Source organism: Niallia sp. NCCP-28 (assembly GCF_023168165.1).
Lineage (GTDB): Bacteria > Bacillota > Bacilli > Bacillales > Cytobacillaceae > Niallia.
Genome location: NZ_BQYJ01000006.1, coordinates 26,246 through 51,391, shown reverse-complemented (window position 1 = coordinate 51,391; position 25,146 = coordinate 26,246). Strand labels below are relative to the sequence as shown.

The window sequence follows — 25,146 nt, the reverse complement described above, 5'->3', positions numbered from 1 at the left end:
GATGATTTCCGTTTCATGCGCGGGCGTGCCAGGGAGCCTCCTCGTCGCATCGCTCTTGCGGGGTCTTCCCCTGCCCCATACTACCGCAGGAGTCTCGCGCATTCTGCTCCAATCAACAGATTGTGTAAATTCAACATTTAGCTTTAACACAGCCTAAAATTTATACTAGTTTACTAGTTTCATATTCAAAACCATTGTTAAGGCTCATCTCTTTATAGAATTCCCCACTCTTCTTAATGGTTCGCTTTTGAGTTTTTAGGTCTAGTGATACCAGACCATAACGATTCTTATAGGAATTAATCCATGACCAACAATCAATAAAAGTCCAGAGGTGATATCCATTAATATTGCAACCATCCTGGATGGCTTTATGAACATAGGCTAGATGATCTTTAATATAATTTATTCGGTAATCATCAATGATTTGTCCTTCTTCATTTAAGAAACGCTCTTCATTAGCCACACCCATCCCATTTTCCGAGATAAAGGCTTCAATATTCCCATAGTTATCGCGGATATCCACACATAAATCATAGATACCTCTCTCATAGATTTCCCAACCGCGATACACATTCATTTTCTTCCCAGGCATATTGTGTAATTCAAAGAACCATTCTGGTAGAAAAGGACCCCTTTTATTAATCTCTGTAAGGCGTGCTTTCACACGTCTTGGTTCGTAGTAATTTAAACCTAAAATCTGCGATGTATTTTCCGCAATGATCTTTAAATCATTTTCTTCATAAGTAGGCATTTGATCATATTCTTTTAAGATTTCTACTAGTCTCTTTGGAAATGTTCCTTTAACCATCGGATCTAAAAAGCTTCTTGTATAGAATGCATCTGCAATTTCAGCTGCTTCTCGATCATATTCATTTTGACTTCTAGGATACGTCGGACTTAAATTTAAGATTACTCCGATTTTTGAAGTTAAGTTTAGCTTTTTAAAAGATTCAATGGCCTTTGCATGAGCTAAAATAGTGTTAAATCCCGCTTGGGCACCTCGTTTAAAATCCACGATATTGGGATAATGAAAGTCTTCCAGGTAACTCCCTAGGATAGGGCCGAGTGGTTCATTAAAGGTAAACCAATGATAAACCAAATCACCAAACTCTTCAAAACAAGTAGTCGCAAACGTTACATACGACTCTACCACTTCACGGGATTCCCATCCACCTTGTTCCTGCAAAGCAAAAGGCATATCAAAGTGGTAAAGATTAGCAAAAGGCTTAATACCGCTTTCATTCATTTCAGTTAAAAGATCTCTATAGAATGCTATCGCTTTAGGGTTTTTTTCGCCTACTCCACCATTTGGAAACATTCTTGCCCATGAAATAGAGATACGGAAGGAATTATGCCCCGTTTCTTTCATTAATTGGATATCTTCCTTGTAACGATTGATATGATCGGTAGTAATTTCTGGTCCTATTCCCTCATAAAAACGATTAGGTTCCGTTTTAAACCAGTGTTCCCAAACCGTTTCTGCCTTCCCTGTTTCTCCTCGTCCTTCAGCTTGTTCAGCGGACCAAGCTGATCCCCACCAAAAGTCTTTAGGAAACGCTAACATTTCTGTCATTATTTCTTCCCCCGTCTCTTCCTGATTATGAACAAAGTATATCACCCTATTTTTTAAAAGTAAATACTTTTCAACAAAAGTATATACCTTTTATTGTTTGTATACACATTAATAAGTACATGATATACTTTTCTTATGTATACACCATTTTATTAGATGAGTTATTGGAATAAATCGGGGGATTCGCGTGAGTAAATTACCAAAATATATGGAAATATATACGGATATTCGGGATAAAATTAATAAAAATAAATATGAACTAAATGAAAAGCTCCCTGATGGGGATACTCTGGCAGATTCCTACAATTGCAGTAAACTAACTGTAAAAAAGGCTTTGGATATCCTTGTAAAAGAAGGAATGATCGTAAGAAGACGAGGATCAGGTTCATTTGTAAAGGGTGTTTCAACAAATGGCGGTGCTATTGCATTGGGTCCAACTGCGGGTCTCGTCAATACTGTAGGAAAACAAAACATCACTTCAAAAATCATCCTTTTTTCTATTGAAAAACCCAGCCTTGAGGTAGCAGATAAACTCGGAATTCAGGATGAGTATATCTATAAAATTATTCGTGCCCGTCATATCAATAACAAGCCCTATTCCCTTGAGCACACCCACATGCCACTATCACTCATCAATGGATTGGAGCCAAAGCATTTAGAGGATTCAATTTATAACTATATTCGCGATGAGTTAAAATTGAAAATGCATAGTGCCCATGTGTGGATTAGAGGAGACAAAGCGAATAATGAAGATTCCTCATTATTAGGGGTTCCAGATAGCTCCTTTATGATGGAAATAGAAAAGTTAGCGCATTTAGAAGATGGACGTGTTTTCGAATATTCCCTAACAAGACATCTACATGAAAACTTTGTTTTCGAAACAGTATTTGTACAAAACTAAAATCACCTATCTCGTATAACGAAGTAATCAGATAGGTAGTGGTATATGAGAAGTCCCCCATCCACGTAATACGCAAAAGGCGATGACGTCGATGGGGGATTTCGAAAGTGATAAGGCATCTGTTTATGCTAAATTGACATATTATTCGGGGGAACCTGATGAAGTACAGCTAGCCATGATCAAGGAAGATGGAAAGTGGAATGTCTTTGCATTCGGCTCTTATTAATTAAATACAAACGAGTAAGAAGGAACTAATACTTAATTCAGTTCCTTCTTTTTTATCATTATGAAATGCGCTCCCTTACTTTTTTAGGGAAACAGTTCAACTTAGGCTGCCGATTCAGTCTTCCTTAACGCATTAATTTCAATTAACAACGGATAAACAGAATAATCTTCTAGGTGATCTAGCCTAATCTCTACACTTCCTGTTGAATTTTGGAGTTACATGTTGCCTCTTCTAAAACCATAAAATCGTACACCTTGATTTCAGATCTTCAAATAGTACGTCATTGGCCCTTTTATAAAAACATTCATTTCTAGATCGTAGAATCCATTTCCGTAATTATTGAAATCATATTATTACCCTAGCTACTCTTTAATGTTATTAATATTTAAAAACTAAGCGTCTGGAAAAAATCGGAACCCAACCTATTATTGAAGATTTCTGATATTATGTATTACACGCAGATTCAGAATCTTTCATTTAAATCACACGCTTACATACTTCATAGCACCTTCGAATAACGTATCTTAGATAAAACTTACTTCCCCTTTCGTTTAGTTTAACTATCCATCCATTTTTATAGGATTGCGTAAATTTAGAAGCAATCTTAAACTTCTAAATTTTTTCTAGCTGTTTGTTCATAGTTATTCCATCTTTTACATCAATAAATATTCTGGTGCACAATGTGAGAGCAAACGTCATTTTTTGTGCAATATTATGATTGTGCACAAAAAAGTAACAGTTATCTGCTTCCCGTTAATTCTCCAATATACTCCACATCATTGACTTTCCATCCTTTGTGGTCTACATAAAGCAACTCTGTTTTTATTATGGTGGTTACCATATCTGCCACTCCATTATAGGTGGTGGTGAACTGGAACTCGTTGATAAAAGAGGTTTCTGTTGTACTGATCTGATGCTCATACGCTTTTAATCCCCTAATAGAGGACGCTACAGATTCTTTGGTAGAAGGAATCTCTGTTCCAGATGGATGAGTAGAAGACAATCCCTGCTCTGTCATGAATGATTCTATTCCTTTGTATCGATCCGCAGTATTTTCATAGGTAAAAAACTTCTCTAGAAAGGTTTTATTTAACATCTTTGCTTCGGAGTCTTGTACCATTTTTAAATTTTTGATTTTTTCCTCATACCTACTCTGATTGGATCTTACTTCCTGCAATTGTGATTTTAGGCTAAAAATATAGAGAAGAAGCACAATTCCTGTTAGAGTAATACCAACCAACAAAATAGACTTCTTCTGTATATGTTCCAAAATTATCACTCCTTCCTAATAGTTATACGGAACTATATTTAATTTCTATCATTTTTTCAGTTTATTACTCTACTTTTTAGGGAAGCAAGATGAATAACTACTTAGTGATGGAGGGATTACCATGTCTAGTTTGACCAAATTAAATGATGACTCACTATTAATAACATACAAAGATGCCTGTAAGCATCAGCTCTCTTCAGAATTTTTGCTGCTTCTTCGCAAAGAAATTTCTAAGAGACATTTAATGCAACTTATTCATAATTCTCAATTAAAAGATTTATAGTATTAACTCATCACATAAGCTATTGATATAACCATTAGGCTATGATGTATTACTGTTGTTTGGATATGATCTATAGCCTATTAAATATTGTTTTAATAAGGTTGTAAAATTATCTCCATACAAGTAGTATCACTTGCTTCCTATTGTTCGGCATACAATTTTTAATACTATTATACTTCCCATATAACATCTAAATAGCTGCTAAAAGCTTCCCTTTAGTTTTAAAATCGATTTATTATTTTATAGTTTCACCTATTATGTATCCTAGGTAAGCTATAACAACTCCTCCCACATATGTAATCGTTATATAATAAATTAATTTCTTTTTATAATTATTAAAATGCAACTTTATCATCTCTAAATTTAAAGTAGAAAAGGTTGTAAATGCCCCCATAAACCCCGTTCCAAAAAATAAGATAATACTTGTCTTCATTTTAGCTCCAACGATGATCCCTAAAAGAAAAGCCCCTAATAAATTAACTGTTAATGTTCCAATTGGAAATATATATTTATTATTAAATTTTTTACTGATAAAATAACGACTTATAGAACCAAAAAAGCCGCCTATACCAACCATTAAAATATGTAACCCACTCATGATTTTTGTCCCTCCTCACTCGCTTTAAATCCCAATCTACTCATTATCAATCCCCCAACTATACTGACAAATACATATAAACATCCTAATACTATCTTGCCATTATTAAATAATGTAACAGTTTCAATGCTTAAGGTAGAAAAGGTTGTAAAAGAGCCAACAAACCCCGTTCCAATTGCAGTAATTAAAGATGGTGATAGTGAAATCTTTTTAAACAAGTTGGATGTGAGCCATGCTAATATAAAACTTCCTAATAAATTAATTGTTAACGTTGCAAATGGAAAAATGCTATTTATAAACAAAGAAATCCCAATTAAATACCTTAATATAGCTCCAAGTGAACCTGCAATTCCAACCAATAAGTAAGTCATTATAATTTTTCCTCCTAACTGAAAAAATAAAAAGACCCCTGCCAGTAAAAAACCAGCAGGAGTCATTAGCCACAAGTGGCGGTTAAAGGCGAACTTCATCACCTAAATTTATTTATTATTTTATAAAATATATTCTAACCCAATTAAGGAAAAATGCAACCCGTTTATAGAACATTAATTGCTCTTTTTTAATTCACCTTGTATTACATGCGTTAACCTGGAGAGAGCTACTAGGGACGTGACTATAATTACAATCATAACAGAAGTGAAATATTCCTTCTGCAACAATGATTCTTGTAGTCCAGCAGCTGCAATAATCAAGGCCACTTCTCCCCTGATACCATGCCAGCTCCTATAATAAATGATGAGTAGTGTGTACCAAAACCTGCTAACTTCGCTTCTAACGCTCCGCCTAATAATGTCGTCAGTACGGCAATGATAGATAAAGCAACCATAAAATCTATTTGATTTCCTATCCCATCAAAGGAAACATTTAAACCTATGCTGACAAAAAACACTGGAACAAATAGAGCATATGCAATTGACTCTACTTTACTTTCTACAGGATGTTTGAAATCGGTCTGAGAAATAGCTAATCCTGCAGCAAAAGCTCCAATGATACCTGCCATTCCTAATATATCAGCAAAATAAACAAAGGCAAAGCAAATCACTAAGGCTATAGATACAACTGGTTCTGTAACGTTTAAATTAGAAAGTAGTTTTAGTAATTTGGGAACTATAAATACTCCTGCTAATATAAAGCCCCCTTAAAGAACACTATCTTTTTACCGATTAAAAGCCCCATAGAAATTTCTTGACCACTCCCAAGAAAGCTTATTATCCTTGTTCAACTCACAGGCAGTTAGTTTAAGAAGGATAATATCTCAAAAAAAGGAGTTTTGTATTACTTTATCTCGTTTATTTAGATCTTCATCCTATTCTGGATACATGTAAAATCCCCTCATTAACGGTTGAAGGGGTTTTGTACTACTATTTATTTTCTCTGATCACAAATAAGACACCTAGGAGAATTAAGATAGAGCCTATCCAAAAAGTGGAACCAATCTTTTCGCCTAGCACAAGCCATCCAAGTAATGATCCAACAAGAGGTTGAAAAAAGAAATATATCCCTCCACTTGAGGCGTTAAGCATTTGTAAGCCTCGATTCCAAAGAAGAAATCCTCCTGCTGTTGAAACAACTCCTAAATACAAAAGTCCTCCCCAAATAGTGGGGTGAGTCAGTTGAGAGATATTGATTTCATGTAGACGCTGCAAAACAAAAGGCGTCAATACAATTAGAGCTACCAATATGGTATAGGTTGTTACCACTATTTGCGAATAATCACTGGGTAAACGTTTTACAAGTACAGACATAAGTGCCCATGTTAAAGCAGCAATAATAAGTGAAACACCACCAAGTGTACTGGACATACTCATATTACCAATTCCAACAATGAGAAATACTCCAATTGTAGCTAAACAAACAGAGAGTCCCTTTTTAATAGTCAAGCGTTCTTTAAGGATTAAGCGAGCGAAAATAACCATAAATGCTGGTGTTGAAGAAGTAATTATGGCACCCATTTGTGCTGTGGACAGCATGGTGCCAGTTTCCTGAGCAACAATCGAGATCGTGTTTCCAATAATACCAATAGCTATGATTAGCAGGAAATGACGTTTTTTGATTCTCCATTTTTGTTTAGTAATAAAACCTATAAGGAGAAGTGCGAATATAGCGACTAAATATCGCAACCACACCAGTTCCAGCGGTGGTATGACGGACACTACCACTTTCACAACAACATACATACCGCCCCAAATACTTGAAGCTAGAATTAAATATAAGGAACCTAATAAGGTATTTTTCATTTTTTATCCTCCGTTTTTTATTTAGGTCGATACTGCCCCTAACGGAGAGATGTAGTCACCTTCATGCCATTAAGAGCAGAAGCGTGCTACTGGTACATCGTTTTCAAATAATGGAGTCCAATACATATAGATTCACCTCTAGTCCATCTAAATTACCATTTACTTTGTTTTATTATAGCAAAGAATATTTAGCTTTTGTTTCCAATCTTCTTAAGGAATTACTATACCATGAATAGATTGCGAAAAAGTCTCATTAGCTAACAAGAGCTTTTTGATGAAGAATAAGTATAAAGGTAAAAACGAAATTTTCATTTTATTTTGTACGAATAAGATGCAAATTTCTAAAGGATAAATAGTTCGTTATGTCATTTTTAATTGGTATAAAACATAAAATAATAAAATATAAATCAAATTAAAGAAAAACATAAGTAATAAAAAAAACAAATATATTAGGCTTTTTTAGAAAGTTAGCGCTTATTTCTTTCATAGCAAGGGTTAGAGCTATATTCCATGTTTCCTTTTATCATAGTTTCCACTTATGCGCAGCAAACCAACCAGTATTTTCACATGTGCACATACTAAAAAATAATAGATTCAGATACTCACAAATTTATTTAAAAAATATCTACAAATTCACAGGTGTTCTTTCGGAATAATTTAAAGTATAAAAAATCCCCACTTTATAAAAAAGTGGGTTTATTGTTAGTAATAACGTATATAGTTAATGGATTTCTACGTTGTTTACTTATTAGAAAAAACACGAATAACCCTGTAATAATTGAATTTTTTTACAGGGCTCCTAAATAGGAAAAAGAATTTTTTCTTTTTGACTAAATGCTTCTACTTTAGCATCATGCACAATTCCATATGGTATTTTTTCTAATGCAATTTTTAAGTTATTACGGAAGAATATCCGGAATACAGCTCCAATAGAATGCCATTTATAAGTAGATGTCTCTTTTCTTTTTTGTTGGTACTGTTCTGCAATATTGTCTATACATTCTAAGAAGTAATGTTTGATAAAATGATCCCGATTGAAAGAAGCGTACTTTTCGTCTTTTAGATATTTTAGCGCTTTTATTACTTCCTGGTTAAAAGCAATCATAACGTCTCTTTGATCCCGAGGTTTATATTTAATACGGAGACCATCTAGGAAATAAGTTAGTTCATGTGAAAGCATAGCCATTAATTGATCTACTTGGAATTCATCTGTTTTTTCTACTACACACTCTGCTTTTAAAGAAATCCAGATCTTGCGAACCCACATTTGTTTCCCACGAAATGTTAATCCCTCGAATTGCACATGAAATAAAGATTCTAATATGCTTAAAATCTGTCTTACTCCCTTAGCATTTTTATTTAACTGCTCTTTTAGGGTATTCATCGTTCTGCTCATTTTTACTGATTCAAATGAGTCACCTTCCATTTTGGATAAACCTGTACGGAATTGATTAAGCAGGGAAAATAATAGTTCAATAGCCTCCGGATTCGATGTGCGCACAAATTCGGCTAAGATATTCGTTTCTAGCAGTGCATGTGGAATGAGTAAATAATTTAATTCATGTCCTTCTTCTGGCTTATTATATTTCTCTACATCTTTCATAACGGTAACAGGCATGCCAGCAGCATCAATCGTATCCTTGATAAAGTGATTTTTTTCTAGCCAACATTTTCCGCTATATAGCGTACTATAGGAGATATTTAGCTTTTTGGACCAATAGGAAAGGTTATACTCGCGTAATATACCACGGCTATTATTCTCTACATCTAGTTGTTTTAACATGGTTAGGTAGACAACATAACTCGAAGCTGGAGGACGGGAGAAAGATTCATCTCTTATAAAACGAAATTCATTTAATATAGATTGGTGCATGCGAAAGCCATCTATAATGATTTTGTTTTTAGCCATACTTCTCCCCTCCTCATTCTACGTTTATTTTTATCCATTATAGCAAATTGGATTTTCACAAAATCCCCCTCTTTAATTAGAGCTTTTTGAAACGTGCACAAAAGCTTGAACCCCTTGTCCCCCAAGGGCTCACAAATTCCCTAAAAAAATTTTGTGTGAGAGGAAACGTCATTTTTTCTTTCTTTTTTTGAGGCCATGTGAGAGGAAACGTCATTTTTTTTGAGTCGAGCAAAATGGCTGAAACCCTTTGGTCCCAATGCTTTGAGCGGAAAAAGTGTCATTTTAAAGCAAAGTTTTCGCAAAAATGTGCACGAATTTTTGTGCATGTTTGTGTGAGAGGAAACGTCATTTTTTCTGTTTTTTGCAGCATTTTAGTTAATATAGTGCAAAAAATAGAACTTTTTTTACAGAAATAATTAAAATAGACACAATTTTTTCTAATTTTAACTAAGTAAATGAACAAAATGAGTTTTGATGAAAGGTTGTACTAATGAGTAGGAAAAAAAATATATAGATGGAGATTTATTAATAAAGCCAAAGTGAAAGGTGAAAAAATGTGCACTGTGTGAGAGGAAACGTCATTGTGAAGTAAGGACCATTCAAAAAGGTCTGTTAAATAAGGGAGAAAAAGGTAAGTATGGTAAGACTTATTTAATAAAAAGGAAAATTTTTTGTGCGTTATGTGAAAGGAAACGTCATTTTTGGAATTGTGCATGTGTTTGAACAGCCTACTAATTTTATTTCTATTGAAAAGAATGCTAGAAAAATTCTCTCAAAATATATTTCAATCATTAAAAATAAAGCAAAAATTCCCATGCATAATAAGGCAAGAGAAATTTTAAGTACTTTTGAATAAAATAAAATAATATTTTGGAAAACTTGTGAAAGGAAACGTCAAAGAGGAAAATTATTGACCATCCTCCTAATGCTTAATTCTAATATTTTTTTGCTCTCAATTTTTCTTTAGTAGATTTTAAAAAAAATAATTTTGTGCACGATGTGAAAGGAAACGTCATTATTAACAATAATTAGTGCACAGCTAATGATTATGAGTGTTTTTCTATTTTTAATGATGTTTGTGCATAGTGTGAAAGGAAACGTCATAAGAAAAAACAGTTGCACATTATAAAAAGAGGTTATAAATACAAAGATAGAGCGGATATATTGGCCGTTAAACATAAAAAAATTTCTCCTTTTTTATTATGAAAGTTAAAAAAGAGTTTATCGTGTCTTTAGCATTTTTCTAAAATAAAAAAAATTAGTGCATAGTGTGAAAAGAAACGTCATTTTTTAAGAAAATTTCTCCTTTCTTTTTAGTGTGGAGGTAACTTCTTTCCTCATTATATGTGTTGACAAAAGCAACAGTTATTTTAATAATAGTCATAGATACATAGATAATAAATACTCTCTATGAATAATATTTTTATATTCTGTTGATGGAGGGATGATGAGATGGGTCTATTTGTTGGAGTTAAGGAAGCTGGTGAAATATTAGGATGGGATCGCAGAAAAGTTTCCACCTATCATCTTCGTGGAGTATTTCCTACTCCTTTAGAAGTGCTATCAAGCGGACCAGTATGGTTTAAGGAACAAATAGAATATTATAAGCTTACAAAAGTGAAAGAGGTTCCTTTTTATTATTATGATGGAAACTACATCTTTCAATGTGATATTAAGCAAGAAAAGAAAAAGACCGAATTAACGTTAGCAGCTTTGGAAAAACAAAAAATAAATTATGTTTTATGGAAAGAGAGCGATGTTCAATCTCTAATGGAGGCGATTATGGAACAGCAGCCGTTTGTTCGCTTTTTTTCTTCTGGCAGTATTAGTATTATTCATGATTTTGGTATTTTACCGGATCATATTTACTCATTCTACTTAGAAAACTATACTCCTAATGCGTTTCTCTTTACCACCATAAATCATACCAATTAGGTGATTATCATGACAAATACAAAGGATATTCAAAAACGTTTTTTGCAATTTGGAAAAAATACTTTTGGTGATTTTCCACTGCTTCTTCAACAATGGAAAAGAGATATGCGATCTTTAATGAAAGATGATCCGAACTTTGAACCTTGCCAGTCTTTAAAAGCTTTTTTGGTTATAGTCGATCAAATAGCAGCTGAACATCATTTATCTATGAGTAATATGAATGAATGGCTACATATTTATCAAAATCAAATTCGGGAATTTGTTATTCCATATATTGATTTTGATTTTAATAATAACAATAATAATAAAAAGGAAAATAATAGAGATTTAATTACTTCTCTTTTAAATCAAAGTTTTGTAGAATCTGGTTCTGCCATTCTTTTTCACAAGATTAGAGAAACGATCAGCAAAAATGAATTTGATTTAAACGAGGCCCTTCCTACTGCTAAAATTAAGGAAAAAGTAATCGAAGCGACTGCACAAGTGAGGACGGTTAGTGATTATCCTAAACTTCTATCTAATCAAGAACTGAACAAATGGAATCACTTAACAGAACAGGCGCTTACTTCTATGGATGACTTAACAGCGGATATTTTTGATATTATTTCTATTCTATGGATGAAACAAGCTGCCCATAAAGATCAAATGATACGATTTCACACAGATGACGCCCTTAATTTAAGGCAGGTACAAGGTCGCAGCAATGATGAAGGCTATCAGACCGGCTATCGAAAAAAAGAACGGGACGATATTATGAAACGGTTAGCCGCCCTTACCACTATTTGGGTTCGTATTGAACGAGACAACTTAAAATTAATCGATCCTGAAAATGGAGAGATTGAAGAATATGGGAATGTTCAATTTAACCCTCTTTTTGTAGTCGATAGTGTAAATGTAGCCTATCGTGGAGATAAACCAATTGGTATATATGAGTGCAGTATTCGTCCTGGAGAATTATTGTCTAATTTCTTATTCGGTGCAAAAAAAAGCAGCGGTTTATTGGCACTTAAAACGCTTCACTATCATCCAACTAAGCAAAAATTTCATAAGAGATTAGCAAGATATTTATCGTGGCAATGGAGAATCCGGCAAAAAGGCTCTGATTACTTAAGGCCTTACTTAATCGGTGGCGATAAAGGCCTTTTAAATGTGATGGGGATTGAACCTGCTACACGTTATGGTTCGAGAATGAAAGAGCAGTTTGAAGAAATACTAGATACACTTCAGCATGATGGAATTATAAAAGCATGGCTTTATGTAGAAAGTGATTGGACAGAAGCGATTATGGAGCGGGAGCGAAATTGGTTCACGAATTCGTGGCTTAAAGCCCGTGTTCAGATTGTCCCTTCCGATGATGTTACACTAAAAGATATAGACTTATTAGAAGAATTTTCTTTAGAAAGTAATACATATAAAGCTGTAAACTTCTCCTCTCTTCTAAAAGGAATGTCAGCAAAAGAAGAAGTAGCAGTGAGTGAGCCAAAAATGATAGAAATGGACGTTACTCCAGATTTAATAAAAACAACCAGAAAGAAAAAGAAAATTAGTTTAACCGATGCAGCGAAAAGTATAGGGATTTCCCATAGTACTCTTTCGCGTTATGAAAGAGGATTAATTAAACGTCCTCTTTCAGAGAATCTGGATAGGATGAAAGAATGGCTGGAAAGCCTAGAATGATCTTTGTTATAAGAAATTATTAAGGATGATTTTTTTTAGTAAAAAAGCTAAAACCTTGCTGCTTCCTATCAAAGAATTTAGTAATGCACATAAATAGGCCATCAAATTATAATGAAATTTGATGGTCTATTGTTATTGATTGATAAATATTATTGTGTTTACAAACCTCATATGTCACTGCGAAAAAATACATTTTCATAATTCCACTCCCTAAATATTCCGCTCCTTTAATATATCCAATCCGTGTTAAACTATTAGCTGGTTTAGTGCAAGAAGAAAGCTGCTATTTGTGGGCCCCCTGACCTTCAACTCTTGCCCCTGTTAACTTACTAGCAAATGATTACATCCTGCTATTTCTCCCAAAGCTCGATCAGTCGACCTTCAGGATCTTTAATCCAAATAAACTTTCCAAATTCACTAATCTCTTTTTTCTTTGCAAGAGGTACACCAATATGTTCAAGATGCTTAATAGTCTCGTTTAGATTATGTACTTGGAAATTTAACATCACTTGTTGTTCTGTTGGAAAATAACTGTCATTCTCGGTAAAGAAAGAAAAGATAGTCTCATTTCCTAAGTGGGGTTTAATCACAGTCCCATTCCAATTTTCTATTTCAATCTTCAACACTTCACTGTACCATTTTTTTATAACATCAAGATTCTTAGTTCTCCAAAATATTCCTCCAAAACCTTTTATCATCGTATCTGACTCCTGTCTGTCTTTAAATTTTAGTTTTTCGCTTTTTGTTAAATTCCTTTTGTAACTAACCTACTCATCCTTATTATTCGAAAAAAAAGTTTTTTCTCCTTCTTCCACTAACCTGTCCTTTTCTTACCTCAAAATAGCCAACATAGTTCTATTAAAGCAAAGCACTAGCTAGAAGACTACTGATAATTACCAATTCATAATTTTGACCCACACCAGGGACAAAAAATTATTTGAATGCTTGAAGTACCACCGTCATGAATAATCAAGCCATAGTCCTGACTCCTTTTATCGTATATAAGAATTTTGTCAGGACATTCATATGGATTATCATGTAAATCACATTTATAATTCGCATGATAATCCATATCTTCGCAACAATATTTTTTCATATTTCCATTTCTCCTTTATCTATATAAAACAAATTCCTTAAACACATAAGTTAAATTACAGCTCTTCATTAAACTAACTCTTTTCCTTTAGTCCAATCAGAAAAGGTTACCGCAAAAGCTTTCACTTGTTTAAATCAATCACTCATTCTTTGAAAATCAAAATATCCATTTAAAGACTGTGTAAATCCCGATTAGTATTAAGATAATTATTAAAACTATTATGGATAAACAGCCAAAAGTTACTAATTTATCATCCAATGAATTTTCAGGTTTTTCTACCAATTTTTCTTTCACTTTGTTTGGTAGAGAGAAAATTTCCTCGTCTAATTTCAATCTTTTTAAGATTTCCATATTCCCTTTATACTTTAAAGCTCTTGCTATTTTTTCTGGGTCTTTGCCCATCTTTTTTTCAAACTGAATACATGCTTTTACCATTTCTGGTGTTTTCTTCTCTTCTAAATACCAGTATCGACCAGCCATTGAAGGATATTTTAATTCAAAATAGATATCCCCCAGCCTTTTGCGGAGTTGTAATTCATTGGGATAGGTTGATATTAGCCCATGTAGTCTATCCCTTGCTTTTCCTAAATCATTTTTTTGAACGTCTTCTTTTAATTTTTTAAGCGTCTTAACAGGTATCTTTTCTATAAAAAACACTCCATTATCTTTAATCGTCTAAATTTTTATTTCTCAATGGTTCATATTATTTCCTTCTTATACAACTATTAGGCAGGATAGTTGCATAAGAAAAAGCTGCCTTAAAGACAGCTCAGATCTTCAGCTAACGTACCTGTCACCTGAAGAAGTCGGTTACTCTCCAGAGTTCTCATCAACAGGTTTTCGTTTATGTTTTTCATTAATTATTTTTTTATTAATTATCTTAACTTCTCCAACCATTAGTAACCTCATATCCTCTACAATATACTTGGCTAACTCTTGATCAGTGATGTCATCTCCATCAATATCAAGTCGGAATTCCTGCCCTTGAAGTCCACCGCCATTAGTAAACTCTATTTCAAAGTCAAATTGAACTCTTTTATCCATTTGATCCCTCCTAAAATATTGATTGATTTTTCAATCTCATGGATAAAATATCCTTTTGATAACATATAATTAACAGTTTTTAACAATTTTCGGTAGACATAATCTAAACGAAAAAAAATTAATCTGCCCTATTAGTATACTAAGCATAGTTACACAAATATGTATAAACATTAGAGTCTATACGTGAGCCATTCGTAAAGTTTAATAAACATAATGCCAAAATAATTTCGTTGTCGATACTAACATTTTTTATGTCTTGATAATTTATTCTCTAACAATGTAGTGCATATATAATATACACTACATTGTTAATCTATAATTATATTATAAGTAGAATACTAATCGGTTTCTAGCTGTTTTTTTAGTGCAATTACTCTATATAATTATGAAGAGAATAGATTCTCCGATGAGGATAACTATGGGCATTATATAAAAAATAGATAAAAAGTTAAGAATTCTTATTGCATGCATTTTGTTTGCGGATGGTTTAAATGTATGCTTTTTGCATGCAAGTCGAAAAATGACGATGCATGCGTTTTGTATGCTTTCTTTTGACAAAAGTATGCAAAAAGCATACAATAATACTATTAATCTAAAATATACCAATATTTCCAGAGGAGGAACGATATGTCTAGATTTGTTTCAATAGATATAGGTAATGATGCTGTTAAGGGTTTTTTAGGAGATGTAGAGAATAGAATATACATACCAAATGTTATTGCAGATTTAAAAGATCGTGAAATAGTAGAAATGGAAAAGGAATCTATAAATGCTTTACATGTGGAGATCACTTCTTCTGCGTTGAAACAAAAAAACGGGTCTTTTGCTGTAGGTAAACTAGCATCAAAATATCCTAATAATGATGAATTAACTCCAGATCAAGATAAATCCAGTAGTGATCAACCAGTTGTTTTATTATTAACTACTCTTGCATACGATGCGGTTAACAATTTTAAAGAAAAAGATGGAATTATCGAAGCTACCTATTACCTTTCAACAGGTCTACCGTTAGACGAGACTAAAAAAGGAAAAGCGAAAGAATTTAGAAAAAAACTAAGGTCTGCTCAGCATGAAATAAAATTCTTAAAAACACCAAAGTTTGAAGAAAAAGTTGTTCGTATAAAATTTGAACAAGTACTAGTAAATACGGAAGGTTTTGCTGCTTTTGTAGATTTAACCACTAATAATGATGGCTCTACAAAAAACGAAGAATTATTAGGGAAAACGATTTTAATAAATGATATCGGTGGATTATCTACTGACTCTGCAATAATTACGAGTGAAGCTGAGGTAGATAATGAATATAGTGATGGTATTAAAAAAGGTGTTTCTACTTATCTTGATAATATCATTAAAAAAGTTTATTCAAATCATAAATACACCATTAAAAGTCGTCGTTCTCTTGTGGAAATTATTACAAATGAAAATCCAGAAGAACAATATCATATTTGGGTAGATGGGAATCGTGTATCTATTCAAAATATTATCGATGATGAATTATCTATTTTGGCTAAAGAAGAGTACAAATTAATTAAAGATTTATGGAGAAATGTTCCGGATATTCGTTTATCCTATCAAATTGGTGGTGGATCGGTTGTTTTAAAGCCGTATTTAACAAAAATCAATCAAAATGATAAGAATTACCCTCTCCGCTTTGTTTCTGCAGATGAAAGTGTGTGGATGATTGCACGAGCTTATTTTAAAATTTTAATGATGTATGCAGATAGTAAAGGTATTTCTATTCAAGAAGTAGCTGCAGCAAGTGAGTGATTTTTTGTGGAAAATTTTGAACCAGGTAAGACAATTTCCTTTCGATTGCCACAAAATACACCAAAATCTGTGAGTGATCACTTAAATAAAAGGAAAAAGGTATTAGGCAGGAAGTTTAGTAGCGAGATAGCTCCCCTATTTGTGGAAGCAATTGAAGAAGCTGTGGTTGAGAATAAAATAAATACGTGTGAGATGGTAGAAATCCCCCTTCCTAAAGGCTTAACTCAAGATCAAAAGGAATGGTTGGATTCTCCTCATACGAAGTCTTTATTAAGTCAGCTGATTTTTCAAGTAGTAAATCAGCCCGGTACCCCCTTCCCTTTTCCAAAACCAGAAAATGTTGTGGAGCAAGCGCCAAAACAAAACTCAGATTCTGTTTTTAAGGTGGATTCTAAAATACAAAATTTCGCCAAGAAAACGTTCTTAAGTTTTGATGACGATGACGATTAACCCATCTTTAAGATGGGTTTTTTTTATCCATCTTTAAATTGCTGCAAATTACTACCCTTTTCATTTAAACTTAAGTAATATATATATAGACTATATATTAGTTGTAGTTCACAATTAATGAGGTTTTACTAGAATTAGTGATTGCTACATTGTTAGTGAACCATGTATACTGTGTAAAAACTATTAATTGTACAGCAATATTAAAATGCTTATACAAAAAAGTGGTCTATATGTAGGTAGTGGTCTATATGTACACCATTTTAATAAAACAACTGGCGTTCACAAGTGGATTAATTGTAGATTAATCATTACGAATAGTCTACATAGTTGTTTATGATGATCGAGTTGTGAGGTACATGTGTTAAACAATTAATTCAGATATTTATTTTTTGTGATCTATATGTTGATTGTAGAATATATGTAGGGAAAAATTGCGTGTTTGAATTTTTATAAAGGTGTTTCGTTTTTTTGTTTGTGGATTATATGTGGTTTGTGGTCTATAAGTAAAAGAGAAGTAGGGTAATGTTATTGGTTATAATAGGGAAATTCAGTATATTCAAGTTTACATAATATAGTAAAAAGGAGATGGGGAAAATTGAACTTTTGGAAAATAAGTGATTTTACTGAACAAATAAGAAATGTTTATAACAGTGAGAAAATTCACATGAATACCATTGACGGTTGGTTTAAAGCATTAGAAAATAAGCGAATTCATTATGTGAACCGAACAGAAGATACAAATGAGAAAGTATACGATGACTTAGATTTAAACATAGCTATTTTTATCAAAAAGCGACGTGAAGAAAAATGGTCATTATCCGCAATCTACGAAGACCTAGAGAATCATTTTGATTTAAGAATGTTTCCTACAAATGAAGTAGGACAAGCTTCATTTGTAGGTGATATGGAGACCTTAAAAGAGCAATTGAGTGAAGAACTAAAAAAATCCTTTGAACAAATTGCTGCTGCCCAAATAGAAGAGTTAAAGAAACATTATACTTCCTTAATTCAAGAAATACCTAAATTGCCAACTTTAGAAGAGCAAAAGGAAATAAGATTTCAAGAAATGGTTATAAGAAGAAGGGTGGAAGCACAGTTAGAAAGGGAAGCCTTGAAAATGTGGTCTACAAAACCAGAAGAAGAACGCATGAAAAAAGTAGGTTTGTTTCGAAAAGAAGAGGATGTAAATAAGCGATCATTATTTGTAAAGGAATATGTGAACCAAAATTATGAAGATAGATTGAGAAAAGAATTAGATCTATAAATAGTTAGATAAGTACATAATGTGAGAACAAACAACAAGAATATGAGTTAGAGAATGCCTGTTATTGAAAAAGAACAGGCATTTTTTTATTTTTATTTTTTGGAAACATTCTATATTCGTATGTGATAGGTAGGAGTATCATATTAAATCAAAATATTACGCATCGAATAATTAATTATATAACTAATATCCATTTTTAAAATTAAGTGCAAAAAAGATTCAATTTTTAGCTATTTTTATCCAATTTTAAAAAAATATATAAAATCAGCAGCAATAATTATCTACTTAATTTTTTTGTACAACAGATGGGAATCTATAAGTTATTCTAACCCAACAAGAGAGACTTTAGTAACAGGACTAAATTAGCAAATAATAAAAATTTTAAAAAATTCTTTGATTATCATATTGAGAACTGTTATCATTCTCGTTATGAAATGATAGTGATAATCATTATCACTATTGTTTTGAATTTTTATTAGGCTTTTTTCTAAAAAATGTTGTTTGGAATAAGGTGTGTAAATGAACACATCTGGCGATGTTTGAGAAAATGCCTTTTATTATCAAGAAAGGAATGAAAATATGCAATCTGAATTATCGTATAAAAAAGTAGCATTAGTGACTAGTGCTGCTGGAGGTATTGGGGAAGCCGTCGCAAGGGAGCTTGCTAAAGAAGGGATGTTCGTTGCTCTTATTGATAAAGACGTAAAAGGGCTGGATAAAATTAGAGATGAGCTTCATATGGATGGCTGCCATGCAGCATCGTATTCTTTAGATATATGCGATCGCTCTGCGGTTGAACAGACTGTAAAAATGATTGAACAAGAAGTAGGACCCATTGAGATTCTCGTCAATGTAGCAGGAATTATGCGGATAGGGACGGTTGATAGTCTTCAGGATGATGATTGGGATGAAGCGTTCGCAGTAAATTCTACTGGTGTTTTTAATTTATCGCGTGCTGTCAGCAGAAGAATGATTCCGAGAGAGAAAGGTTCAATTGTAACAGTGGGTTCCAATGCTGCAAATACACCGAGAATGTCTCTTTCGGCTTATGCTGCTTCAAAAGCTGCAGCTACAATGTTCATGAAATGTTTAGGTCTTGAACTTGCTAAATACAATATTCGCTGTAATATCGTGTCCCCTGGATCAACTGAAACGGACATGTTAAGAATGCTTTGGAAAGATGAATCTGGAAAGGATGAGTTCATTAAGGGAGTTCCAGAGTTATATCGAGTGGGAATACCATTAAAAAAACTAGCAACTCCAACAGATATTGCCAATACAGTACTTTTCTTGATATCGGATCGTTCCTCACATATCACGATGCAAAACATTTGTGTTGATGGTGGAGCTACTTTAGGAATTTAACAAGATTCATATAATAAAAGAGAAAACTGGAGGGAAAAAAATGAATAAAGTTATGATGCCTGCAGATGTTAAAGACCAACTTCTTAACGCCTATGAAGAAGGAGATTTTTACCTATCTTCACCAAGCAGAACAATGCTCGGAAAAGGGGTACTTAAAAAAATATTTAGTGAAAGTGAAGAGATGCATCAGAAGACTCTGTCAGAACAAGTAAAGATGGCGTTGGAAGAGGCAAGGCAAAAAGGGATCTTAAAACCTGTAGCCGTAGGTGCCATACCTTTCGATCCAAAGAATGCTCCACAGCTCATTATTCCGGAGAGGACAAAATTTTCTGTTCCTCATCAAATAAAAGGTATATTACCTGATCGTAATTCTTCATTAAATACATATGATATGCGATCAATTCCTAAACCTGAAGAATATATGGATGGTGTCCACCAAGGGCTAACCTATATTCAGGAAGGAGAACTGGAAAAGATTGTGCTAGCAAGAACATTAAGATGTCAAACTGAGGATCCAGTAGATACGAAGCAAATTCTGCAAAATTTGGTACAGTACAATGCTGGAGGCTATACATTTGCAGTGAATTTATTAAATAGCAACTCCAGCAAAAATGGAAAAGATCCAGATTATCAGAATAATAAACGGACTTTTATGGGAGCAAGTCCTGAATTGTTGGTATCAAGAGCTGGGACTACATTAATAGCAAATCCTCTTGCAGGTTCTAGACCCCGTAGTGAAGATCCTGTGGAAGATAGGAGACGAGCAATGGAGTTATTAGTTTCAGCAAAAGATTTACATGAACATGCAGTGGTGGTTGATGCAGTAAGTAAGGAACTCGCAGCTTTATGTACAAACTTGGTTGTACCAGACAAGCCGTCGGTAGTTCAAACAGAGACAATGTGGCATCTCTCAACAGAAATAAAAGGAGAAATTGTGGATAGTAAAGTCACTTCACTTGACTTGGCCCTTGCCCTTCATCCTACACCAGCTGTTTGTGGATATCCGACAGAGAGGGCATATGAAGCAATTAATGAAGTAGAACCTTTTGACCGCAATTATTTTACAGGTATTGTTGGATGGTGCGATGAAAGTGGAGATGGAGAATGGATAGTAGCCATTCGCTGCGCAGAAATTGAAAAAAGCACTATTTCTTTATATGCAGGTGCCGGGGTAGTAGCCGGTTCGAAGCCAGAAGAGGAATTGGAAGAAACATCCGCTAAATTTCGTACCATGCTTTATGCTATGGGATTAAAAGGCTTAAAGGATTCCGAATAATCGGAATATAAAAAGTGGGAATCTGAGTGTCTCAATGAACCTGGCTATCTGCAAAGTACAGATGAGACAACGCTGGTGATTCATTTCCATGGGTCTTAGTGAATCAGAAAGGAAAAATGTCGTCAATCTTAATAAAAAATACATAAAGGGAGTGAAGTTTGATGGGTATACCTGCCATCACACCATATAAAATGCCAAGAATAGAGGAGCTGCCGGAGAATAAGGTCGACTGGAAAGTTGATCCAAAACGTGCAGTTCTGCTTATCCACGATATGCAAAAGTATTTTCTAAGTGCTTATGATTCGGATCAGTCTCCTGTTGTTGAGCTTATACAAAATATTAAATTACTAAAAAATGAATGCAAAGAGATGGGGATTCCAATTGTTTACTCTGCTCAGCCTGGAAATCAGTCTCCTCAAGACAGGGCTCTTCTTACAGATTTTTGGGGAGAAGGGCTGGAGGATAATCCTAACTACACTAATATAGTTGATGAATTGTCACCAGATGATCAGAATGTTGTTTTGACGAAGTGGAGATATAGTGCATTTCAAAGAACTGAATTATTGGATTATCTGCAAAATCAGGGACGTGATCAACTTATCATCTGTGGTGTATATGCTCACATTGGATGTTTACTAACAGCTTGTGATGCATTTATGCAAGACATACAGCCATTTTTTGTTGCTGATGCTGTAGCGGATTTTTCAGAGGAATTCCATCTAATGTCATTAAACTATGTATCTTCCCGCTGTGGGATTACCACGACAGCCACTAGGATAGTAGAGGAATTGAACAGTAAAGAAGGGGTTGCTAAATAAAGAGAAAAAGGAACCTTTTATTTAATGATTTAATTAGTAAATCTAATTACTGGGCAGGTAATGCATCATAAGAGGAGAGGATTACAATGATAAGCTTATCTAGTTTAAGAGATACGGTTGATGAAGAGCTATTGCAATTGGTGTTTAAAAGGTGGGAACTTGTTAAAGAGATCCAAAAAAATTATGGCGTTTCATCCGATTCACTGTTTACGAAAATGATTCATTTAGCCAAAAAGGATAAAGATGAACAAATGATGGAGACAATAGATCATCTTCTTAAGGAATTTTCCAATTCAAATAAAAAGGTTGAAAATAAGGAAGAAAAACAGCAGAGTCCTCTGCTTTACTCTAGAGAATACCAGAAAGAAGACACAATCGTCACAATAAATGGTGAGAGAATCGGGGATGGCACACCTCATTTTATTTTGGGACCTTGTGCTGTTGAAAGTTATCAGCAGGTTCGGGAAGTAGCTGAAGTATTGGAGCAAAAAGGAGTAAGGCTATTAAGAGGAGGAGCTTTTAAACCGCGTACTTCTCCATATGATTTTCAAGGGCTGGGAATAGAAGGATTGGAAATTCTTTCAAGAGTAGCCCGTGAGCAAAATATGGCAGTTATCACAGAGATTATGAGTGTGGAACAAATCGAAAAAGCAATCCCGCTTGTTGATGTCATTCAAATAGGAGCCAGGAATATGCAGAACTTCTCCCTCTTAAAAGAATTAGGGAGAATAGATAAGCCTATTTTGTTGAAAAGGGGATTGGCGGCCACGATTGAAGAATTTAAATTGGCAGCTGAATATATTCTTTCAGAAGGGAATAAGAAGGTTATTCTTTGTGAAAGAGGCATTAGAACATACGAAACAGCAACTAGAAATACTCTTGATATATCTGCAGTTCCAATACTTAAGCAAGAGACGCATTTGCCCGTCATAGTAGATGTTACGCATTCGACTGGAAGAAAGGATTTATTAGCTTCTACAGCGAAAGCAGCTTTTGCAGTTGGTGCAGATGGCATTATGGCTGAGGTCCATCCAGATCCAGCAATTGCCTTATCAGATTCTAAACAGCAAATGAACTTAAATGAATTCGAAGAATTTTATAATGAAATTCAGAACTACCTTAACAAGAATCAATATGAAATTGTGCATTCATAATAATACATGTGCTGGGACAGTGGCTGCTGATTAGAGGAATGCTATTCATTGTATTCAATTGATAGGAATGAAATAGTTAATCCACCACACCCGATGTTTTTACAATATTGTTTTATTTAATATGGATAGAGTCATTCCTTGTTCCATTTATAGATCAATAATCCTTTCGAGTTAGCTTGTCAAAATCCGAAAAAGGATAGGATATAAAAAGTTGAACAGGATGCCCTTAAAAACGTAGCACAAAAGCAAAAAGCGTTAACGGTGGTATGCAACTGATATCCATAGGTTGGGTACCATCTTTCAATCCATCCGCGCTGGCGCAGTATCGGACTAATAGTGCACTTTTCGATTGAAAATGATTATCCCTATCGAATGTATTTATTGTTGCTTTCATTTTTTAAATAAACATTGGAGGTATTACTATGCTTGAAGGTTTTACACCCTGGCCAGCAGATAAGGCCGAATATTATCGTCAGAAAGGCTGTTGGGAAGGCCTGACGTTTGGACAAATGCTTGAAGATCGAAGCAAGCAATATGCCAATGATATTGCAGTAATAGATTATCAGTCTTCGATTACATATGCAGAATTGAATGAGCGAGCAACAAAGTTTGCAGCAGGCTTGCAAAAGCTCGGTATAGATAAGGGAGACCGGATAGTGGTGCAATTACCTAATATTATTCCTTATGTTGAAGCCGTATTTGCTTTATTTAAGATTGGTGCACTTCCAGTTTTTTCATTGCCTTCACATCGTTTTAACGAAATAAACTATTTTTGTGAGTTTTCAGAAGCGGACGCCTATATCATTCCCGATCGATTCGGTGGATTTGACTATCGAACTTTAGCAAGACAAGTAAAAGACGCTACCCCATCATTAGAGCATATCATTGTTGTTGGGGAGGCAGAAGAGTTTCTTTCTTTTAATCAAGTATATAGTGATGAGCCGCTTAGAGAGATTAATGTGCAGGGAAGCGATGTTGCCTTTTTACAATTATCTGGTGGAAGTACGGGAAGGTCTAAGCTTATTCCGAGAACACATGATGAATATATGTACACGATCAAGTTAAGCGTAGAGTGCTGTGAAGTCACTAATCAGACCATTTTCTTGGTTGTCCTCCCTGTAGCGCACAATTATCCAATGAGCTCCCCAGGAATCTTAGGGGCAATTTATGCAGGCGGGAAAATTGTCTTGAGTCTCACCCCAAGCCCTGAGGAAGCTTTCCCATTAATAGAGAAGCATCGTGTAACCATGGTGCCGCTTGTGCCGCCGCTCGCACTTCATTGGTTAGATGTAAAGCCATTAAGAACAGAGGATTTATCAAGCTTAGAAGTAATATTAGTGGGCGGTGCGAAATTTAGTGCAGAAGCCGCGAAAAGAATCGAACCGGTTTTCGAATGCAAATTGCAGCAAGTCTTTGGTATGGCAGAAGGATTAGTCAATTATACACGTTTAGATGATCCGGAAGAAATCATTATTCATACACAAGGAAGACCGATGTCACCATATGATGAAATAAAAATCGTTGATAATGAAGATAATGAACTGCCAGCAGGGGTGGCAGGGCATTTATTAACAAGAGGGCCATATACCATTCAAGGTTATTACAAAGCTCCTGAACATAATATAAAAGCATTTACAAAAGATGGATTTTATCGGACTGGAGATATTGTGAGTGTCAATGAACAAGGCTATTTGACAGTTGAAGGCCGAGATAAAGATCAAATTAACCGTGGTGGCGAAAAAATCGCGGCAGAAGAAGTGGAAAATCATTTACTTGCCCACCCTGCCATTCATGATGCTGCAGTTGTTGCAATGTCAGATCCTTATATGGGAGAAAAAAGCTGTGCTTTTGTTATTTTTCACGATGAACAAATAGCTAAGCGGAAATTAAAAAAGTTCTTAGGTGATCGAGGTCTTGCAACATATAAAATTCCAGATGAATTTGTATCTGTCGAAAAGTTCCCTATGACACATTTAGGGAAGGTTTCAAAAAAAGAATTGCGCAAAATAATAGAAGAACAGTTGCAACCAACTGAATAAGACAGAATATTTTAATTAAAGGAGCGTTTTGACATGACAAAAGAACAATTACGGGAACTATTATCATCCTATGTAGAGGATGAGATGGATACAATTGCGGACGATGAAAATTTAATTTATGCAGGCTTAGATTCGATGATGGTAATGTCAATTGTAGAAGAGCTGCGTACACGTGGTATTTTAGTTAATTTCTTGGAATTTTTGGAGCAGCCATCGATTGAAGCTTGGCTTGAAAAAATTCATATATATACGACAGTGTAA

Annotated in this window: 24 protein-coding genes, 2 pseudogenes and 1 riboswitch; of the genes and pseudogenes, 15 read left to right on the top strand and 11 right to left on the bottom strand. The window is 34.2% G+C overall.

Annotated features, from left to right (window positions below; all coding sequences use genetic code 11):
• Window positions 1-160 precede the first annotated feature (160 nt).
• On the bottom strand, window positions 161-1,573 hold the full coding sequence (locus NCCP28_RS16505) for a glycoside hydrolase family 1 protein (RefSeq protein ID WP_248562527.1): 1,413 nt from the start codon (window positions 1,571-1,573) through the stop codon (window positions 161-163).
• Window positions 1,574-1,760: 187 nt separating this feature from the next.
• Between NCCP28_RS16505 and NCCP28_RS16500 the strand changes: the two genes are divergently transcribed.
• A complete protein-coding gene (locus NCCP28_RS16500) occupies window positions 1,761-2,474 on the top strand; it encodes a GntR family transcriptional regulator (protein ID WP_248562526.1) in 714 nt (237 codons plus the stop codon).
• 91 nt (window positions 2,475-2,565) lie between these two features.
• Entirely contained in the window at window positions 2,566-2,700 is a 135-nt protein-coding gene (locus tag NCCP28_RS23655; protein WP_282579582.1) for a hypothetical protein, read from the top strand.
• Between the two features lie 739 nt (window positions 2,701-3,439).
• Here the strand turns inward: NCCP28_RS23655 and NCCP28_RS16495 are convergent.
• Window positions 3,440-3,970 carry a hypothetical protein gene (locus NCCP28_RS16495; protein WP_248562525.1) on the bottom strand — a complete coding sequence of 177 codons (531 nt, stop codon included), beginning with the start codon at window positions 3,968-3,970 and terminating at the stop codon, window positions 3,440-3,442.
• Between the two features lie 121 nt (window positions 3,971-4,091).
• Here NCCP28_RS16495 and sda point away from each other — a divergent pair, with 121 nt between their 5' ends.
• Complete coding sequence (sda, locus tag NCCP28_RS16490; protein WP_248562524.1) at window positions 4,092-4,253, top strand: sporulation histidine kinase inhibitor Sda; 162 nt, start codon at window positions 4,092-4,094, stop codon at window positions 4,251-4,253.
• A gap of 235 nt (window positions 4,254-4,488) precedes the next feature.
• Here the strand turns inward: sda and crcB (NCCP28_RS16485) are convergent, their stop codons facing one another.
• The 5 genes and pseudogenes from crcB (NCCP28_RS16485) to NCCP28_RS16465 form a co-directional block, all read right to left on the bottom strand.
• A complete protein-coding gene (gene crcB / locus NCCP28_RS16485; protein WP_248562523.1) occupies window positions 4,489-4,851 on the bottom strand; it encodes a fluoride efflux transporter CrcB in 363 nt (120 codons plus the stop codon).
• Window positions 4,848-5,222: a fluoride efflux transporter CrcB gene (gene crcB / locus NCCP28_RS16480; RefSeq protein WP_248562522.1), complete on the bottom strand. Its 375-nt coding sequence runs from the start codon at window positions 5,220-5,222 to the stop codon at window positions 4,848-4,850. Before crcB (NCCP28_RS16480) ends, crcB (NCCP28_RS16485) begins: the two co-directional genes overlap by 4 nt.
• A gap of 49 nt (window positions 5,223-5,271) precedes the next feature.
• A riboswitch (Fluoride riboswitch) is annotated at window positions 5,272-5,334 on the bottom strand.
• A 62-nt stretch (window positions 5,335-5,396) separates the two neighbouring features.
• Window positions 5,397-6,063, bottom strand: a pseudogene (locus NCCP28_RS16475) (cation:proton antiporter); the annotation flags it as partial.
• A gap of 149 nt (window positions 6,064-6,212) precedes the next feature.
• Window positions 6,213-7,088 carry a DMT family transporter gene (locus tag NCCP28_RS16470; RefSeq protein WP_248562521.1) on the bottom strand — a complete coding sequence of 292 codons (876 nt, stop codon included), beginning with the start codon at window positions 7,086-7,088 and terminating at the stop codon, window positions 6,213-6,215.
• A 799-nt stretch (window positions 7,089-7,887) separates the two neighbouring features.
• On the bottom strand, window positions 7,888-8,997 hold the full coding sequence (locus tag NCCP28_RS16465; RefSeq protein ID WP_248562520.1) for a hypothetical protein: 1,110 nt from the start codon (window positions 8,995-8,997) through the stop codon (window positions 7,888-7,890).
• A gap of 673 nt (window positions 8,998-9,670) precedes the next feature.
• Between NCCP28_RS16465 and NCCP28_RS16460 the strand changes: the two genes are divergently transcribed.
• From NCCP28_RS16460 to NCCP28_RS16450, 3 genes are all read left to right on the top strand, one after another.
• Window positions 9,671-9,853 carry a hypothetical protein gene (locus NCCP28_RS16460; RefSeq protein WP_248562519.1) on the top strand — a complete coding sequence of 61 codons (183 nt, stop codon included), beginning with the start codon at window positions 9,671-9,673 and terminating at the stop codon, window positions 9,851-9,853.
• A 596-nt stretch (window positions 9,854-10,449) separates the two neighbouring features.
• Window positions 10,450-10,932 (top strand): hypothetical protein, encoded by a 483-nt coding sequence (locus NCCP28_RS16455; protein WP_248562518.1) that lies wholly within the window; start codon window positions 10,450-10,452, stop codon window positions 10,930-10,932.
• A 9-nt stretch (window positions 10,933-10,941) separates the two neighbouring features.
• Entirely contained in the window at window positions 10,942-12,609 is a 1,668-nt protein-coding gene (locus NCCP28_RS16450) for a helix-turn-helix domain-containing protein (RefSeq protein WP_248562517.1), read from the top strand.
• Window positions 12,610-12,959: 350 nt separating this feature from the next.
• Here NCCP28_RS16450 and NCCP28_RS16445 read toward each other — a convergent pair whose 3' ends face one another.
• The 4 genes from NCCP28_RS16445 to NCCP28_RS16435 all read right to left on the bottom strand — a co-directional run bounded on the left by NCCP28_RS16445 (window position 12,960) and on the right by NCCP28_RS16435 (window position 14,749).
• Window positions 12,960-13,307: a VOC family protein gene (locus tag NCCP28_RS16445; RefSeq protein WP_248562516.1), complete on the bottom strand. Its 348-nt coding sequence runs from the start codon at window positions 13,305-13,307 to the stop codon at window positions 12,960-12,962.
• Between the two features lie 203 nt (window positions 13,308-13,510).
• Window positions 13,511-13,705 carry a DUF6980 family protein gene (locus NCCP28_RS23865; protein ID WP_375709421.1) on the bottom strand — a complete coding sequence of 65 codons (195 nt, stop codon included), beginning with the start codon at window positions 13,703-13,705 and terminating at the stop codon, window positions 13,511-13,513.
• A gap of 156 nt (window positions 13,706-13,861) precedes the next feature.
• A complete protein-coding gene (locus NCCP28_RS16440) occupies window positions 13,862-14,353 on the bottom strand; it encodes a DUF6584 family protein (protein WP_248562691.1) in 492 nt (163 codons plus the stop codon).
• A gap of 162 nt (window positions 14,354-14,515) precedes the next feature.
• Window positions 14,516-14,749, bottom strand: a complete 234-nt coding sequence (locus tag NCCP28_RS16435; RefSeq protein WP_248562515.1) for a cyclase — start codon at window positions 14,747-14,749, stop codon at window positions 14,516-14,518.
• Between the two features lie 627 nt (window positions 14,750-15,376).
• On the opposite strand from NCCP28_RS16435, the gene NCCP28_RS16430 reads away from it, so the two are divergent.
• The 9 genes and pseudogenes from NCCP28_RS16430 to NCCP28_RS16390 all read left to right on the top strand — a co-directional run bounded on the left by NCCP28_RS16430 (window position 15,377) and on the right by NCCP28_RS16390 (window position 25,146).
• Entirely contained in the window at window positions 15,377-16,519 is a 1,143-nt protein-coding gene (locus tag NCCP28_RS16430) for a ParM/StbA family protein (RefSeq protein ID WP_248562514.1), read from the top strand.
• Window positions 16,520-16,525: 6 nt separating this feature from the next.
• On the top strand, window positions 16,526-16,969 hold the full coding sequence (locus tag NCCP28_RS16425; protein WP_248562513.1) for a hypothetical protein: 444 nt from the start codon (window positions 16,526-16,528) through the stop codon (window positions 16,967-16,969).
• Window positions 16,970-17,564: 595 nt separating this feature from the next.
• On the top strand, window positions 17,565-18,233 hold the full coding sequence (locus tag NCCP28_RS16420) for a MerR family transcriptional regulator (protein ID WP_248562512.1): 669 nt from the start codon (window positions 17,565-17,567) through the stop codon (window positions 18,231-18,233).
• A gap of 579 nt (window positions 18,234-18,812) precedes the next feature.
• Window positions 18,813-19,598 (top strand): 2,3-dihydro-2,3-dihydroxybenzoate dehydrogenase, encoded by a 786-nt coding sequence (locus NCCP28_RS16415; RefSeq protein WP_248562511.1) that lies wholly within the window; start codon window positions 18,813-18,815, stop codon window positions 19,596-19,598.
• A gap of 40 nt (window positions 19,599-19,638) precedes the next feature.
• The gene (gene dhbC, locus NCCP28_RS16410) at window positions 19,639-20,874 is read left to right on the top strand and encodes an isochorismate synthase DhbC (RefSeq protein ID WP_248562510.1); all 1,236 of its coding nucleotides are present in this window, start codon (window positions 19,639-19,641) and stop codon (window positions 20,872-20,874) included.
• A 161-nt stretch (window positions 20,875-21,035) separates the two neighbouring features.
• Window positions 21,036-21,680: pseudogene (locus tag NCCP28_RS16405) on the top strand (isochorismatase family protein); the annotation flags it as partial.
• A gap of 92 nt (window positions 21,681-21,772) precedes the next feature.
• Window positions 21,773-22,846 carry a bifunctional 3-deoxy-7-phosphoheptulonate synthase/chorismate mutase gene (locus NCCP28_RS16400; RefSeq protein ID WP_375709425.1) on the top strand — a complete coding sequence of 358 codons (1,074 nt, stop codon included), beginning with the start codon at window positions 21,773-21,775 and terminating at the stop codon, window positions 22,844-22,846.
• 422 nt (window positions 22,847-23,268) lie between these two features.
• Entirely contained in the window at window positions 23,269-24,885 is a 1,617-nt protein-coding gene (locus NCCP28_RS16395) for a (2,3-dihydroxybenzoyl)adenylate synthase (protein WP_248562508.1), read from the top strand.
• A gap of 33 nt (window positions 24,886-24,918) precedes the next feature.
• Window positions 24,919-25,146, top strand: a complete 228-nt coding sequence (locus tag NCCP28_RS16390) for a phosphopantetheine-binding protein (RefSeq protein ID WP_248562507.1) — start codon at window positions 24,919-24,921, stop codon at window positions 25,144-25,146.

Coding starts and splice junctions, on each gene's coding strand:
- NCCP28_RS16505 (WP_248562527.1), bottom strand. CDS start 1,573: ATGACAGAAATGTTAGCGTTTCCTAAAGACTTTTGGTGGGGATCAGCT.
- NCCP28_RS23655 (WP_282579582.1), top strand. CDS start 2,566: ATGGGGGATTTCGAAAGTGATAAGGCATCTGTTTATGCTAAATTGACA.
- sda (WP_248562524.1), top strand. CDS start 4,092: ATGTCTAGTTTGACCAAATTAAATGATGACTCACTATTAATAACATAC.
- crcB (WP_248562523.1), bottom strand. CDS start 4,851: ATGAGTGGGTTACATATTTTAATGGTTGGTATAGGCGGCTTTTTTGGT.
- crcB (WP_248562522.1), bottom strand. CDS start 5,222: ATGACTTACTTATTGGTTGGAATTGCAGGTTCACTTGGAGCTATATTA.
- NCCP28_RS16470 (WP_248562521.1), bottom strand. CDS start 7,088: ATGAAAAATACCTTATTAGGTTCCTTATATTTAATTCTAGCTTCAAGT.
- NCCP28_RS16465 (WP_248562520.1), bottom strand. CDS start 8,997: ATGGCTAAAAACAAAATCATTATAGATGGCTTTCGCATGCACCAATCT.
- NCCP28_RS16455 (WP_248562518.1), top strand. CDS start 10,450: ATGGGTCTATTTGTTGGAGTTAAGGAAGCTGGTGAAATATTAGGATGG.
- NCCP28_RS16450 (WP_248562517.1), top strand. CDS start 10,942: ATGACAAATACAAAGGATATTCAAAAACGTTTTTTGCAATTTGGAAAA.
- NCCP28_RS16445 (WP_248562516.1), bottom strand. CDS start 13,307: ATGATAAAAGGTTTTGGAGGAATATTTTGGAGAACTAAGAATCTTGAT.
- NCCP28_RS23865 (WP_375709421.1), bottom strand. CDS start 13,705: ATGAAAAAATATTGTTGCGAAGATATGGATTATCATGCGAATTATAAA.
- NCCP28_RS16435 (WP_248562515.1), bottom strand. CDS start 14,749: ATGGATAAAAGAGTTCAATTTGACTTTGAAATAGAGTTTACTAATGGC.
- NCCP28_RS16430 (WP_248562514.1), top strand. CDS start 15,377: ATGTCTAGATTTGTTTCAATAGATATAGGTAATGATGCTGTTAAGGGT.
- NCCP28_RS16415 (WP_248562511.1), top strand. CDS start 18,813: ATGCAATCTGAATTATCGTATAAAAAAGTAGCATTAGTGACTAGTGCT.
- dhbC (WP_248562510.1), top strand. CDS start 19,639: ATGAATAAAGTTATGATGCCTGCAGATGTTAAAGACCAACTTCTTAAC.
- NCCP28_RS16395 (WP_248562508.1), top strand. CDS start 23,269: ATGCTTGAAGGTTTTACACCCTGGCCAGCAGATAAGGCCGAATATTAT.
- NCCP28_RS16390 (WP_248562507.1), top strand. CDS start 24,919: ATGACAAAAGAACAATTACGGGAACTATTATCATCCTATGTAGAGGAT.